This is a genomic window from Actinoplanes sp. NPDC021490, assembly GCF_055562135.1.
Genome location: NZ_JBVHFW010000006.1, coordinates 171,096 through 184,136 on the forward strand (window position 1 = coordinate 171,096; position 13,041 = coordinate 184,136).

At 71.0% G+C, this 13,041-nt stretch carries 18 protein-coding genes; 6 read left to right on the plus strand and 12 right to left on the minus strand.

Annotation, left to right across the window (positions count from 1 at the left end; all coding sequences use genetic code 11):
* Positions 1-48: 48 nt before the first annotated feature.
* From ACZ3I4_RS18705 to ACZ3I4_RS18745, 9 genes are all read right to left on the minus strand, one after another.
* Positions 49-1,074: a MerR family transcriptional regulator gene (locus ACZ3I4_RS18705; RefSeq protein ID WP_465383197.1), complete on the minus strand. Its 1,026-nt coding sequence runs from the start codon at positions 1,072-1,074 to the stop codon at positions 49-51.
* Between the two features lie 70 nt (positions 1,075-1,144).
* A complete protein-coding gene (locus tag ACZ3I4_RS18710; RefSeq protein ID WP_465383198.1) occupies positions 1,145-2,347 on the minus strand; it encodes an RNA polymerase sigma factor in 1,203 nt (400 codons plus the stop codon).
* Positions 2,344-2,757, minus strand: coding sequence for a YciI family protein (locus ACZ3I4_RS18715; protein WP_465383199.1), 414 nt, complete (start codon positions 2,755-2,757; stop codon positions 2,344-2,346). Before ACZ3I4_RS18715 ends, ACZ3I4_RS18710 begins: the two co-directional genes overlap by 4 nt.
* Positions 2,758-2,805: 48 nt before the next feature.
* Positions 2,806-3,420, minus strand: coding sequence for an AAA family ATPase (locus ACZ3I4_RS18720; protein ID WP_465383200.1), 615 nt, complete (start codon positions 3,418-3,420; stop codon positions 2,806-2,808).
* A gap of 16 nt (positions 3,421-3,436) precedes the next feature.
* The gene (locus ACZ3I4_RS18725) at positions 3,437-4,216 is read right to left on the minus strand and encodes a hypothetical protein (RefSeq protein ID WP_465383201.1); all 780 of its coding nucleotides are present in this window, start codon (positions 4,214-4,216) and stop codon (positions 3,437-3,439) included.
* 117 nt (positions 4,217-4,333) lie between these two features.
* Positions 4,334-4,879 (minus strand): GNAT family N-acetyltransferase, encoded by a 546-nt coding sequence (locus tag ACZ3I4_RS18730; protein WP_465383202.1) that lies wholly within the window; start codon positions 4,877-4,879, stop codon positions 4,334-4,336.
* An 11-nt stretch (positions 4,880-4,890) separates the two neighbouring features.
* Complete coding sequence (locus ACZ3I4_RS18735) at positions 4,891-5,682, minus strand: thioesterase family protein (protein WP_465383203.1); 792 nt, start codon at positions 5,680-5,682, stop codon at positions 4,891-4,893.
* A 64-nt stretch (positions 5,683-5,746) separates the two neighbouring features.
* The gene (locus ACZ3I4_RS18740) at positions 5,747-6,313 is read right to left on the minus strand and encodes a hypothetical protein (RefSeq protein WP_465383204.1); all 567 of its coding nucleotides are present in this window, start codon (positions 6,311-6,313) and stop codon (positions 5,747-5,749) included.
* Between the two features lie 100 nt (positions 6,314-6,413).
* Positions 6,414-7,208, minus strand: coding sequence for a phosphotransferase family protein (locus tag ACZ3I4_RS18745; RefSeq protein WP_465383205.1), 795 nt, complete (start codon positions 7,206-7,208; stop codon positions 6,414-6,416).
* Between the two features lie 76 nt (positions 7,209-7,284).
* Here ACZ3I4_RS18745 and ACZ3I4_RS18750 point away from each other — a divergent pair, with 76 nt between their 5' ends.
* The 5 genes from ACZ3I4_RS18750 (at position 7,285) to ACZ3I4_RS18770 (ending at position 10,087) form a co-directional block, all read left to right on the plus strand.
* On the plus strand, positions 7,285-8,070 hold the full coding sequence (locus tag ACZ3I4_RS18750) for a class I SAM-dependent methyltransferase (RefSeq protein WP_465383206.1): 786 nt from the start codon (positions 7,285-7,287) through the stop codon (positions 8,068-8,070).
* Positions 8,071-8,101: 31 nt separating this feature from the next.
* Positions 8,102-8,650 carry a hypothetical protein gene (locus tag ACZ3I4_RS18755; protein ID WP_465383207.1) on the plus strand — a complete coding sequence of 183 codons (549 nt, stop codon included), beginning with the start codon at positions 8,102-8,104 and terminating at the stop codon, positions 8,648-8,650.
* 9 nt (positions 8,651-8,659) lie between these two features.
* Entirely contained in the window at positions 8,660-9,196 is a 537-nt protein-coding gene (locus tag ACZ3I4_RS18760) for an alpha/beta fold hydrolase (RefSeq protein WP_465383208.1), read from the plus strand.
* A 73-nt stretch (positions 9,197-9,269) separates the two neighbouring features.
* On the plus strand, positions 9,270-9,620 hold the full coding sequence (locus ACZ3I4_RS18765) for a DUF6204 family protein (RefSeq protein ID WP_465383209.1): 351 nt from the start codon (positions 9,270-9,272) through the stop codon (positions 9,618-9,620).
* Positions 9,621-9,688: 68 nt separating this feature from the next.
* A complete protein-coding gene (locus tag ACZ3I4_RS18770; protein WP_465383210.1) occupies positions 9,689-10,087 on the plus strand; it encodes a hypothetical protein in 399 nt (132 codons plus the stop codon).
* Positions 10,088-10,092: 5 nt separating this feature from the next.
* On the opposite strand, the gene ACZ3I4_RS18775 is transcribed toward ACZ3I4_RS18770, so the two are convergent.
* The 3 genes from ACZ3I4_RS18775 to ACZ3I4_RS18785 form a co-directional block, all read right to left on the minus strand.
* The gene (locus tag ACZ3I4_RS18775) at positions 10,093-10,482 is read right to left on the minus strand and encodes a VOC family protein (protein WP_465383211.1); all 390 of its coding nucleotides are present in this window, start codon (positions 10,480-10,482) and stop codon (positions 10,093-10,095) included.
* 64 nt (positions 10,483-10,546) lie between these two features.
* Positions 10,547-11,611, minus strand: coding sequence for an aldo/keto reductase (locus ACZ3I4_RS18780; RefSeq protein ID WP_465383212.1), 1,065 nt, complete (start codon positions 11,609-11,611; stop codon positions 10,547-10,549).
* 32 nt (positions 11,612-11,643) lie between these two features.
* The gene (locus ACZ3I4_RS18785; protein ID WP_465383213.1) at positions 11,644-12,369 is read right to left on the minus strand and encodes an SDR family oxidoreductase; all 726 of its coding nucleotides are present in this window, start codon (positions 12,367-12,369) and stop codon (positions 11,644-11,646) included.
* 105 nt (positions 12,370-12,474) lie between these two features.
* Here ACZ3I4_RS18785 and ACZ3I4_RS18790 point away from each other — a divergent pair, with 105 nt between their 5' ends.
* Positions 12,475-13,038, plus strand: coding sequence for a TetR/AcrR family transcriptional regulator (locus ACZ3I4_RS18790; RefSeq protein WP_465383214.1), 564 nt, complete (start codon positions 12,475-12,477; stop codon positions 13,036-13,038).
* Positions 13,039-13,041 lie beyond the last annotated feature (3 nt).

The window sequence follows — 13,041 nt, forward strand, 5'->3', positions numbered from 1 at the left end:
GGTCTCAACCCGTACGCGTAAGGTCTATTTAATTCTGCTCGGCCATTGTTAAGCGATGCTGAAGTATGCCGCGCAGGCCAGGTTGTCGGGGGCGCTCGCCTCCCGGGCCGCGGTGATCAGCTGGTCGACGACCTCCTGCGGTTCAGCCGCCGAGCCGAGCACCTCACCGAGCCGGGCGCGGGAAAGCACCGTGTAAAGCCCGTCGGAGCAGAGCAGATAGCGGTCGCCGGGCATCGCCGTCCGCAGGGCCAGGTCGGCCTCGACGCCGTCGCCCCAGCCCAGCGCGCGGACGAGCAGGGCCCGTTTCTCGTGGCCGGCCGCGTCGGAGGCCGACATCTTCCCCTGGTCGACCTGCGTACGCACCCAGGTGTGGTCCTGCGTGAGCAGCGACAACTCGCCGTTGCGCAGCAGGTAGGCCCGGGTGTCCCCGACGTGCACGAGGGTCAGCCGCGAACCGTCCCGCACCAGGGCGGTCAGCGTGGTCACCGGTTCGTCGTCGCTCGACAACGATCGGATCGTGAGGTCGGCGGCGGCCACAGCCTCGCCGACCTCACCGAGGGACGTGCCGGTCAGACCCTTGAGCGCATCGATCGCGGCCTGGGCGGCCGGTCCGCCGAACGGTCCTCGCATGCCGTCGGCCACGGCGACCAGGTCAGAGTCGGCGTACGCCCGGTCCTCGTTGCTGTCGCGGGCGGCGCCGGGGTCGGCGGCCGCCGCGAAACGGAAGTCGTTCATGCTGGTGTCCCTTCCGGACAGGTGCTGAACGAGGTCGGATGTCAACCGGGCCCGGGCTGCCGTGTCGGCGCTGACCCGCTGCCAGTATTCGGTGACCGCGGAAGCGGCGAGCGCGGGTGGCAGCGCGCAGACCGATCGGATCTCGGCGAGCGGCATCCCGATTTCCCGCAGCCGGCCGATCAGCCGGGCGTGGGCCAGCTGGGCCTCGTCGTAATAGCGGTAGCCCGACTCGGCGTCCACGGCGGCCGGCGTCAGCAGGCCCATCTCGTCATAGAGCCGCAGCGCCTTGGGCGTCAGCCCGGCCGCCCGCGCGAACGCCCCGATGGTCAGCAGACCCACAGCGACATCCTCCTCGTGCCGGTCACGGCGACCGGCACGACCCACGCTGGGCCTTGCCCCACGGTCAAGGTCAAGGTCCTTTTCCGGTACGGGCGTGCAGGCGGGCCGCCCGCAAGGTCAGGTACCGCTTCTCCGGCTCGCTGGTCGTTGCCGCCGCGGCCAGCCGGTACTGGGTAACCGCGGCGGTGTCGTCGCCCGCGAGTTCGAGCAGGTGGGCGCGGGTGGCGGCGACGCGGTGGTGCCCGGGCAGGCGGGCCTGCAGCGCGTCGGCCAGGGCGAGGCCGGCCGCCGGCCCGTCGACCATGGCGACCGCGATGGCCCGGTTGAGCGCGACCACGGGGCTGCCGGTGACGCGCTCGAGAATTCCGTACAGGGCACAGATCTGCGGCCAGTCCGTCTCGGCGACCGAGGCGGCCCGGTCGTGCAGGGCCGCGATCGCCGCCTGCAGCTGGTATTCGCCGACCCGGCCGAGCCGGAACGCGGCGTCGAGAATCGCCCTGCCCTCCCGGATCAGGTCCGCGTCCCACCGCGTCCGGTCCTGTTCGGCCAGCGGCACCAGCTCCCCGGTGGGCCCGGTGCGGGCCGGTCGCCGCGCGTCGGTCAGCAGCATCAGGGCCAGCAGCCCGGCCACCTCGCCGTCCGCGGGCCGGCGCGCGAACACCATGCGGGTGAGCCGGAGGGCCTCGGCCGACAGTTCGGCCCGGTGCACGGCGTCGCCGCTGCTCGCGTAGCCCTCGTTGAAGATCAGATAGAGCACGCGCAGCGCGGCCGGCGTGCGGGCGGCCGTGGAGTCGAACGGCACGCCGCGGATGCGCTGCTTGGCACGGCTGATCCGGCGGCCCATGGACGGTTCGGGAACGAGGAACGCCCGGGCGATTTCGGCCGTGGTCAGGCCGCCGACCGCGCGCAGGGTCAGCGCGATCGCGGCGGCGTCGTCCAGGGCCGGGTGGCAGCACAGCAACAGCACGTCGAGGGTGTCGTCCCGGTCGTACGCGTCCCCGCCCGGTTCCCGCAGCGCGGCCTGGATCTCGCGCCGCCGCCGGGCCTGGTCGCCGCGCAGCTGGTCGATCAGTTTGCGGGACGCCGTTCGGAGCAGCCAGCCGCGCGGGTTGTCCGGGATGCCGGCGGCCGGCCAGTGCGTGGCCGCGGCCAGCAGCGCCTCCTGCACGGCGTCCTCGGCCGCCTCGAAGTCGCCGAACCGGCGGGTCAGAATGCCGGCGACCTGCGGCGCGAGCGTGCGCAGCAGGTCGCCGTACGCGTCGGCCGGGTTCACAGCTCCGGGTGCAGCCGCTCGAAGTCGGAGGCGTCCATGAGCCGGCGGACGCCGATGGGCTGCTGCAGCGGCACGCCGCCGGGACCGGGCACGGCCGACACCTTGGCCGCGATCGCGAAGGCGCGCTGCTCGTCGGCGACCTCGACGATCTGGAAGCCGGCCAGGAACTCCTTGGACTCGGGGAACACGCCGTCGGTGACCACCGGCGGGCCGCCGTCGCTGGTGACCTCGCGGGCGGACTCGGGCCCGGTCAGCGCGTGCTGGTCGACGAGCTCGCCCGAGTCGAGCAGTTCCTGCCGCAGCGCCCCGTAATAGTCCATGTGCGCCTTGACGTCGTCCGGCGGCCACTCGTCCATCGGGGTGTCGACGGCGCCGGGCCGATGGTCGACGATCAGGATGTACTTCGGCATGGTCGGCTCCGATCCTTCGTGGGTCTTCACCGTCAGGACGGCGCCGCCCTACGGATTCGGACAGGGTGCGCGAACAATTCTGGAATTCGGCGGGTCCGTGTGGTCGATCAGCACGTCGGCGCGCGCCTGGGGGTGGCAGGCGGCGAAATAGAGCCGCTGCCCGCCGACGTAGCGGGCCTGGCTGGGGTGGGCCGGGTCCGGGTCGGAGCCGTCGCGGGCGGCCATCCGGGGCACGGTCACCTCGAACGGCGCGTCCAGGAAAATCGTGAGCTCCCAGTACGCGCGAAGCTCGTCGCGCTGCAGGAACAGGCCGTCGACGACCAGGACTGCGCCGGCGGGGGCGGTTTCCCGGGCCGGTTCCACTGCTTTGCCCGTACGCAGGTCATGCGCGGCCCGCCGATACCGGCGATCACCGCCGGGGCCCAAGGGGAGCAGCACGTCGCGGATCAGCGCGGGGTAGTCGTAGCTGTCGAGCCAGAACCCTTGGGGGGACCCGCGTCCTTTCCGGTGGCGTACGGAAGCGGGGTGGTGAAAGTCGTCGGCCGAGATCTGCACGACGGGGCGCCCGCGGTCGGCAAGGCTACGGGCCAGCTCGCGGGCGAAGGTCGTCTTGCCGACGCCGTCCACGCCGTCGACCGCCACCCGCGGGGCGCCGCCGGGCACCAGGGCGGCGACGCGGTCACTCGTAGTAGAAATCGGCGGCCTCGCCCGTACGGGAGGGCTTCTTGATGCCGGACGCCGCACCGTGACCGGAGAACTTCGTGGTCATCTTGACCGTCTCGTCCGCGGTGACCTTGGCGTTGATGATCGTGACCCAGCCGTTGGCGTCGGTCTTGGCGCTGAACTGGGCGTCCGGGCCGAGAATGCTGAACACGATGATGCTGGGCGCCCCGAGCGGCAGGAACTCGTCGGTGTCGGCCGGATTGGGGTCGAAGGTGCCCGCGTACGCGTTCGGCCCGGTCTGCCGCACGGTCTTGAGCGCGCCGCTGAACGCGGCCAGCCCGACCGGGTCGGCCAGGCTGACCTTCATCGACTTGAACTTCTTCAGCTTGGCCATGTTCAGATGCACCCAGCGGCTGTCGCCGGGCTCCTTCTGATACAGGTGGTTGCCGATCACGACCGACTGCGTCGTGTGCGGGTTGATGCCGCCGGTGTACTTCAGGTTCGTCTGCAGCTTCTTGCCCACGCGGTCGAAGCTGCCCGTGCCGGCCACGCGGGCCTTGTCGGGCAGGTCGCTGCTCACGCTGAACTTGTAGGTGGCGTTGTGGGTCTTGCGCAGGGCCGCCTTGAACGTGTCGATCGCCTGCGTGCCGGCCGGAGCGGACGGGCTCGCCTCCGGCGCCCCCGACGCGTCGGGGGCGCCGGAGGGCACGGCACGAATCCCCACGGACGGCACGCAACCGGCCAGCAGGGCGCCGGCGGAGACGAGGGCGAGCAGGCCCGGACCGATGCGTTTCAATGTTCCCCCCGGATTGCGGTGCAGCCCGGAAACCCTAGTCGATCTCCCCCGCCGGTGCGGACCCGCGGCCTCCGTCGACCGGCGCCGGGGTGATCGATCCCATACCGCTGCGCCGGCTCAGCGCCGCATGACCCAGATCGGGAGCGGGTCGGTCAGTTCGTTGGCGACCTGCCAGCCGGCTTTGCGGTAGAAGCCGACGTTGGCCGGGTTGCTGGTCTCGAGGACGGCGGGCAGCCGGTCGGCCTCGGCCCGCTCGAGCCCGGCGTGCATGACGGCCTGCGCCCACCGCCGGCCGGTGTAGCCGGGGTGGGTGCCGAGCACGCCCAGATACCAGAACGGCTCGGTGGGCAGGGCGGCGTGCACGGCCTCGTCGTACGCGCGGAGCCGCTTGAGGGTGTCGCCGGGTAGCTCGCCGTCGAGGGCGTCACCCGGGTCCCCGGCGCCCGGCGGTTCCCAGATGGCGGTGGCCGCCCCGTCCTGGATCGTCCACACGGTGCGGTGCTGGACGCGCTTGTCGAAGCAGAGGCCGAAGAACGCGGGGGCGTACCGGGCGTAGGTGTCGTCGTCCGGGAACACGTACCGCAGGGCGGGATCGTTTCCGAACGCGGCCACCAGCGAGTCGACGACGGCCCCGCGGTCCCCGGGGCCTGCAACTGTAATCACAGAGTTGAAGCCTAGACGCGTACGGCGGCCAGCTGGGTCGCCTGCGCCACCAGCGTGTCGGCCGTGTCCCACACCTCGACGGTCTCGTCCATGCGGCCCGAGGTGATCTCGCTGGAGCGCATGACGAAGCGCAGCGGGCCGGGGGCGGGCAACCTTCGCACGTACGCGGTCAGGCTCAGCGTCGGCGCCCAGCCGGTCAGGCCGAGGGTGAGCGAGATCGGGGGAGCGGGGTCGGTCGCGATCAGCAGGCTCAGCGGGTCCCAGTCGGCTCCGTCGGCGAACCGCAGCCAGCCGGCGGTCTGCCCGTCCCGCGACGGCCGGCCCACGGCGAAGCCGAGGACCGCCGGGTCGAGGCGGTGCTCCACCAGGTCGAGCAGCGGCACGGGGAACGGCGAGCCCGGCGCCTGCGCGGGCAGGCGCATGCACTCGTCCTCGGGCGGCAGCGCGGGCGCCTTGGCCCGCCCCCACCACGGGGCCGACGAGTCGAGCACCCCCTGGGTGACCAGGGCCTCGGCGCACGGCCGGCCGTCCTGGTCGAGCCGGGCCCGGTATTGCCCGGCGCTGCGCCCGGCCCGCAGCAGTTCCACGGTCACGGTGGCGCGCCCGGCCGCGGGCGGGCGCAGGAACGTCGTGCTCATCGACACCAGGTGCGGGTGTTCGGCCTCGGCGGCGACCGCGCGGCCCAGGATCGCCATCAGGTAGCCGCCGTGCAGCTTGTCGCCGATGGCCCACTCGGCGTCGAGGTCGGCCTCCAGGGCCCCGTCACCGGCGACCACCGTGGTCGCCTCCTTGAAGGTCTTCATGCGCTTCACCGTGCCTGAAGGACGGCGGTGCACCAAGCGATTCGGTTTGACGTGTTCGGCACATTCAGCCGGGTGGCTCGGGGCAGTACCGGTCCTGGGCCAGCCGGCCGAACAGGTCGGCGTTCTCGTCGTGGGCACAGCTCACGCCGCCGCCGGTGCGGGTGGTCCAGGTGCGGAACGTTCCGCGGACGGCGGGGGAGCAGGCCACCTCGAAGGCCGCCGTGACGCTCTGCACGCCGTCGTAGATCAGGAAGTGGGAGCTGGCCGGTCCGCCGAACCCGCTGCCGCCGTCGGGCCGGGGTCCGGGCGGGGTGGCGTGGGCCGTGCGGCCCAGCGTCTTGCTGAGCGATTCGGCCAGCGTGGCCGTCCAGATCGGGGGCGCGTCGACTCCCTCGACGGCCGGACTGAACGGCTGGTCCAGGACGAGATCGCCCTGGCTGCCTGGGGTGAGCCCGTCCTGAGCAAAGAGCTGCACCCTGGTCAGGACCGGCTCGGTGGCGGGCGCCGACCAGGTTATGCCTGCCAGTCCCGGGTCGCAGTCCGCGGGCACGCCCGTCCGCCCGTCCGGCGCCCCACAGCCAGCGCTCATCACTACGGCCACGACCGCGGCCGCACCACTCACCTTGATCATCACGACAGCATAAGTTAACTTCCTATCTTCCTAGGATGCCTTACACGCAGAGATCAAGGGCATAGCGGAAGAGCGACCCTTCGGGCCGCCCTCACCCCGGCTAGAACAAAAGAGCCTGGACCACGTCGGCTCGGTTGAGGGCGGCCGCGCACCAGGCGAAGTGGCCGTCCTGCCCGGCCGGGTCGTAGGCGGTGGCGGTGATGACGGAGTAGGCGGCTCGATAGACGAGCAGGGTGCGGTGGTCGTAGCCGAGCCGGTGTTCCATGCGGGCGAGCAGCTCGAGTTCGGTGTCGAGGGCGGCCGGGCTGTACATGTCGTAGATCGCCGCGGTGATGGCGGCCTCGAAGGCCGGGTCGCCTTCGGTGGTCAGGAAGCCCCAGTCGAGGACCGCGGTGGTGGCGCCTGTGTCCGAGGTCAGGACGTTGGCGGGGACCAGGTCGCCGTGGATGACGGCGCGGCGGCCGGTGTCGGCTTCGGGGAGGCGCCGGCGGAGGGCTTCGATCTTGGCGTCGAGGTTGGTGACGGCGGCTCGGAGCACCGGGGTGGCTCGGGTGGCGGCGTGCCGGGCGAGGGCGGCGGGGAAGTCTTCGCCGGGTTGGAAGGGCACGGCCAGGGATCGGGCGGCGGGCAGGGGTCCCGAGGTGGCGAGTTCGGCGACGATGTCGACCATGGTGTCGGCGGTGGCGCGGCCGGCGGTTCCGGGCAGGCGGCGTTCGACGGTGACGTAGTGGCCGTCTTCGTGGGTGATGTCGAGGATTCGCGGGACGGCGAAGGAGAACTGCCGGGCGTCGAGTTGGTCGTAGAAGCGGGCCAGGCGCTGTAGTGCGGGCTCGGTGGTGTGGTGCCATTTTTTGGTTACACGGTGGGCATCGAGGGCGTGGACGACGCCTTCCATTCCTTGGCCGAGCATTCTGACCCCCGTACGGGAAATGGGTTGGTGGGGTGTTTGTGGCGGGTGGAGCATCGGCGGCATGGTGCAACGGGAGATTTTGGACTATTACCTGCGGGGCGGCGAGCAAGGCCGGTTGGTGGCCGGGGCCGGTCGGCTGGAGTTTTTGCGTACGTGGGATGTGCTGGTGCGGTCTTTGCCGGCTGCTCCGGCGGTGGTGCTGGATGTGGGTGGCGCTACCGGGGCGTACGCGGAACCGCTGGCTGGTGCGGGTTATCAGGTGACTGTGGTTGATCCGGTGGCGGAGCATGTCGCGGTGGCGGGGGCGCTGGACGGGGTGGCGGCGGTGCGTGGTGATGCGCGGGATCTGCCGGCCGGGGATGCGAGCGTCGATGTGGTGTTGCTGCTGGGCCCGCTTTATCACTTGCAGGAGCGGGTGGATCGGGTGCGGGCGTGGCGGGAGGCGGCTCGGGTGGTGCGTCCGGGTGGTGTGGTGGTGGCGGCGACGATCAGCCGGTTCGCGTCGTTGTTCGATGGTTTCGTGAAGGGGTTTTTCCGGGATCCGGCGTTCCGGCCGATTGTGGAGCGGGATCTGGCTGAGGGGCGGCACGCCAATCCTGAGGATGTGCCGCGGTGGTTCACGAGTGCGTATTTTCATCGGCCGGACGAGACGGTGGGTGAGGTGGCCGAGGCGGGTTTGTCGTTGCGGCGGCTGGTGTCGGTGGAGAGTCCGTTGTGGATGTGCGGGCCGGCGCTGGAGGGTTTTCTGGAGGAGCCTTCGCTTTTGCTGGAGATGTTGCGGGAGGTGGAGGAGGAGCCGAGTCTGCTGGGGGCGAGTAGTCATCTTTTGACGGTGGCGGTGCGCTGAAGGCGTCGGGGGGTTGTGGCAAACTCCGGCCGTGGCTGACGAGAAGGGCGGGCTGGAGGCCCGCGCGTTGATGGCTGGTGAGGGTGGCAGTTGGTCGGGGCTGTTGTTCGACAATCCGGTGGTGGGGTTGCCGGCGGCGTTGACGTGGACGTGTGTGGTGCCGTTGGCGCCGGTCGGGGGTGAGCGGCTGGCTCTCGATCTGGATTGGTTGCCGCTGGCGGTGGCCGATTGGCGGGCGGTGGCCGGGCTCGAGGTGTCGAGCGGGTCGTTTGCGGAGCCGGCGGAGGCTTCGGTGCGGTTCCGGGGGCATTTCCGGTACGACCGGGTGGCTGTGCGGGTGGCCGGGCAGGACGGTGCGCGGATCCGGGTGGTGGCGACGATGTCGGGTGATCTGGACGGGTTGGGTCCGGAGGAGTTCACGGTGGAGTCGTGGCTGGCGTTTTCGGGGATCACGGTGCAGTTGCACGGGGTGGTGTCGGCCGGGGCGGCGCTGGCGCGTCTGGGTGAGTTTGTGGATACGGCGGGGCTGGCCGAGGTTGGTGATCCGCGGGGCATCGCATTCCGGTTCCAGCCCGGTTAGCGTCGGCGCATGGCCGATGCTGTGGTGATTCCGGGGAGCAGGTTCGGTAGTGCCGCGGGGCTGCTGGAGTATGCGGGGGATGTGCCGGCGGTGCGGGGTGCGGCCGTGCATCGTCATGATTGGACGTCGGCGCGGCCGGTGGAGTTGTTCGAGCCGGCGGTGGAGTCGTGGGTGTGTGGCGAGGTGCGGCCGGTGCTCGATCGGGTGGGTGGTCAGCCGTTGGTGGTCGGTAAGTCGCTGGGGAGTTTCGCGGCGGGGCTGGCGGCGGAGCGGAGTTTGCCGGCGGTGTGGTTGACGCCGGTGCTTTCGGTGCCGTGGGTGCCGGCGGCGCTGGGGCGGGCGACGGCGCCGTTTCTGCTGGTGGGTGGGACGGCCGACAAGCATTGGGATGGGGCGTTGGCGCGGCGGCTGTCGCCGTTCGTGGTGGAGGTGCCGGCGGCCGATCATGGGATGTTCGTTCCGGGGCCGTTGACGGATTCGATTGCGGTGCTGGCGCGGGTCGTGGTGGCGATGGAGGAGTTTCTCGACGAGATCGGGTGGCCGTGATTAATCCGGTTTCGCGGGGGCGGGGTGAGGCCGATACTGGCCGACGGCATCGTTGCGGCGAAGGGGTTGGGTCATGGGCCGGTCTGTTCGGGTTACCGTGCGGGGCAGTTTCGACGGTTTGAGTGCGGAGCAGTTGGCTTCGCTGGTGGCCGTGGCGGCTGAGCACGATCTCATGAATACGCAGTACACGGCCGAGGGCTATTTGGCGTACGAGTTGCCGGCGCGGCCGTTTTTCACCTTCCGGTTCGCTGAGGAGGTGGCGGAGGCCGATGAGGTGCCGCAGGCGGCGGTGCGGGCTCAGATCAAGGCCGAGGAGTGGATGGCCGAGCGTGGTTATCCGATCAAGAACGTGACGGCTCAGGCTGTGGACATGGCCGAGGTGCCGTTGGGTAAGCGGGGTCGTCGTGAGGCGTCCCGTAAGTAAGTGCTGACCTGCTCAAGGCGGGTTACTGGGCGCGGCAGAGTCACGCGCACGCGGTGTTCGACAAGAGCATGTCCAGTACGGCCGGTGACTTCCGCAGCCTCACCCCGCTGGTGCTGATGGCGGCGCTGCGCCGGGCCCGCACGACGGTGCTGGAGCCGGTGCACGCGTTCCGGGCCGAGTTGCCCACGGATACGCTGCCGCCGGTGCTGGGGTTGCTGGCCCGGCTGGGCGGTATCCCGTTGAACACGGCGCCGCCGCTGCTGGAGGGTTCGCTGCCGGCGATGAGTGTCCACGAGTTCCAGCGGCGGCTGCCCGGACTGACCCGCGGTGAGGGTGTGCTGGAGAGCGCGTTCGACCATTACGAGCCGGTCCGCGGCGGCCCGCCGCCGTCCCGGCCGCGCACCGACCGCAATCCGCTCGACCGTAAGGAGTATCTGCTGCGGGTGGTCCGCCGCACCGGTGGCTGACCGGTTCAGGTGGTGACCGGGGCGGGCTGGAACAGTTCGATGAGGTTGCCGGCGGGGTCGGCGAGCAGAATCTGCCGGCCGCCGGGCCCGGAGACCAGTTCGCTGCGGAACGCCAGTCCGGCGTCGCGGAGCCGGTCGATCTCGGTGTCGAGGTCGTCGACGATGAGGTGGATGCGGTTGCGGCCGGGGGCGGTGGCGTCGTCCGGGGTGGCCCGGGCGCCGGAGCTGGCGGGCCCGGACAGCAGCAGCCGCAGGGAGCCGCGGACCACGTCGGCGAAGGCGGGGCCGGCGCGGGTGTTGAGGTGGAAGCCGAGGTGGGTGGTGTAGAAGTCGACGGCGGTTTGAACGTCGTCGACGAGGTACCGGACGCTGACGTACTGCTCGGGTGTGCTCACGGCTCGTGATTATGGTCCATGGAATTGATCGTTGGGGGGCCGGCGCGGGCCGGCCCCCGGACGATCAGCGGCGGGCTTCGATTTTCAGGTTGCCGCGGGTCTGGGCGCGGATGTGGTCGCCGGCCAGCATGGCGTGCGGGAATCCGAGGTCGATGGCGCTGACCTCGTCCAGGCGCGTCACCTGGGCCGGGGTGAGGCTGGTCTCGAGCGCTCCCAGGTTGTCGCGGAGCTGGTCGGCGGTTCGGGCGCCGATGATGGGGACGGTCACGTCGGGGTTCTGCAGGCTCCAGGCCAGCGCCACCTGGGCCGGGGTGCGGCCCAGCTCGGCGGCGACCTCCTTGACGACGTCGACGATGGCGAGGTTGCGTTCGGTCACGCCGCCCAGGGCCACGTTGAAGCTTTTGCGGGCGCTTTCGCCCGGCGCGGGTGGGGCCGCGGTCAGGTCCTGGCGGCTGTATTTTCCGGTGAGGACCCCGCCGGCCAGCGGTGACCACAGGACTGTGCCCAGCCCCAGTTCGCGTGCCATCGGGAGCAGGTCGCGTTCCCCGGTGCGTTCGACCAGGTTGTATTCCAGCTGCAGGGCGGTGAGCGGCGACCAGCCGCGCAGGTCGGCGATCGTCTGCAGGCGGGAGATCTGCCAGGCCGGCGTGTTGGAGATGGCCACGTAGAGGATCTTGCCCTGCCGGACCAGGTCGTCGAGGCCGCGGAGGATCTCCTCGACCGGGGTGGTGGTGTCCCATACGTGCAGGTAGAGCAGGTCGAGGTAGTCGGTGTTCAGCTGGCGGAGGCTGGTTTCGACCGCCCCGAACAGGCTCTTGCGGCTCGCGCCGCCGGAGTTGGGGTCGCCGGGCCGGCGCAGGGTCGTGTATTTGGTGGCCAGGACGAGGCTGTCGCGCCGGTTGCGGGCGAACTCGCCGAGCATGCGTTCCGATGTGCCGTTGGTGTAGGTGACGGCCGTGTCGATGAAGTTTCCGCCGTGGTCGACGTACAGGTCGAACAGCCTGCGTGATTCTTGCTGTCCCGCTCCCCAGCCCCAGTCGTTGCCGAACGTTGCGGCGCCGAGGGCGAGCGGGGAGACCCGCAGGCCGGACCGCCCCAGTTGGCGGTAGGTGTCGAGGGTGAGTGCCATCGTGTTTCTCCTGTGGTTGTGCGGGGTGTGGTTCAGGCGCCGAGCCCGTAGCCGCCGGCGACGACGACGTCCTGGCCGGTGACGTAGCCGGCGGCGTCGGAGGCGAGGAAGGCGACGACCTCGGCGATCTCGTGGCCGGATCCGAACCGCCCGAACGGGATGCTCGCGCGCATGGCGTCCCGGCCGCTCGGCGGAATGCCGAGCTTGTCGAAGAGCGCGGTGTCGGTCGCGCCGGGGCTCACCGCGTTGACCCGGATCCGGCGCGGAGCGAGTTCGAGGGCGAGGGACGGCAGCATCGCCAGCAGGGCGCCGCGGGTGGCCGCCCCGACCGTGGCGCCGGGCTGCCCGCGGCGGGATCCGATGCCCACGGTGAGGACGATCGAGCCGCCGTCGTTGATCAGCGGGAGGGCTTTCTGCAGGGTGAAGTACTGGCCCTTGAAGTTGATGCCGGCCTGCTCGTCGAACGATTCCTCGGTCACGTCGGTGACCGCGGCCGGGCGGAAGATCCCGGCGTTGAGGAACAGCAGGTCCAGTGATCCGAAACGGTCCGACACCGTGGCCACGAGAGCGTCGGTGTCGGCCAGGACACGGGCGTCGGACCTGAGGACGAGGACGTCGGCGGGAAGCTCGCGGGCGGCTTGCGCCAGGGATTCGGGGTTCTGGCCGGTGACGGCGACCCGGTAGCCGCGGGCGTGCAGCAGTTCCGCGGTCGCTCGGCCGATTCCGGTCGTCCCTCCGGTGATGAGAGCTGTGGGCATGGCGGACCTTTCGTCGGGACGTCAGTAAGCGGGGAGGTCCCCGTTTGCCCGACAGTACACTGAAGCGGGGACCTCCCCGCTTTTCCTGCGTCCGATCGGGAAGCCATGACACCTCCACGCACCCCGTTGCGCGCCGACGCCCAGCGCAACCGTGAGCACCTGATCGCCACGGCGGCCGAGGCCTTCGCTTCGGAACGGGCCATCTCGCTGGACGCGATCGCTAAGCGGGCCGGCGTGGGCAACGCCACCCTCTACCGGCATTTCCCCACCCGGGAGGACCTGGTCGAAGAGGTCTACCGCGACCAGATCCGCCCGCTGCGCGAGGACGCCCAGGCGCTGCTGGCCACCGAGCCGCCCGTGCCGGCCCTGCACGCCTGGATGCGTCACTTCGCGCAGTGGGCCGGCGAGCGGCGCGGCATCTGCGAAGCGCTGGTCGCCATGAGCGCCACCGGCCGCTTCGGCACCGGGCCGGTCTGCGACGAGGTCCAGCAGATCCTGGGAATGCTGCTCAAGGCCGGCGCCGAAGCGGGAGAGCTGCGCGCCGACATCGATCCGGTCGACGTCGGCGGCATCCTCGCCGGCGTGCTGTCGGTGGCCGGCGGGCCCGGGCAGCACGCCCAGCTCGACCGCATGCTCACCGTCGTCGTCGACGGCCTGCGCGCCCGCTGAGGC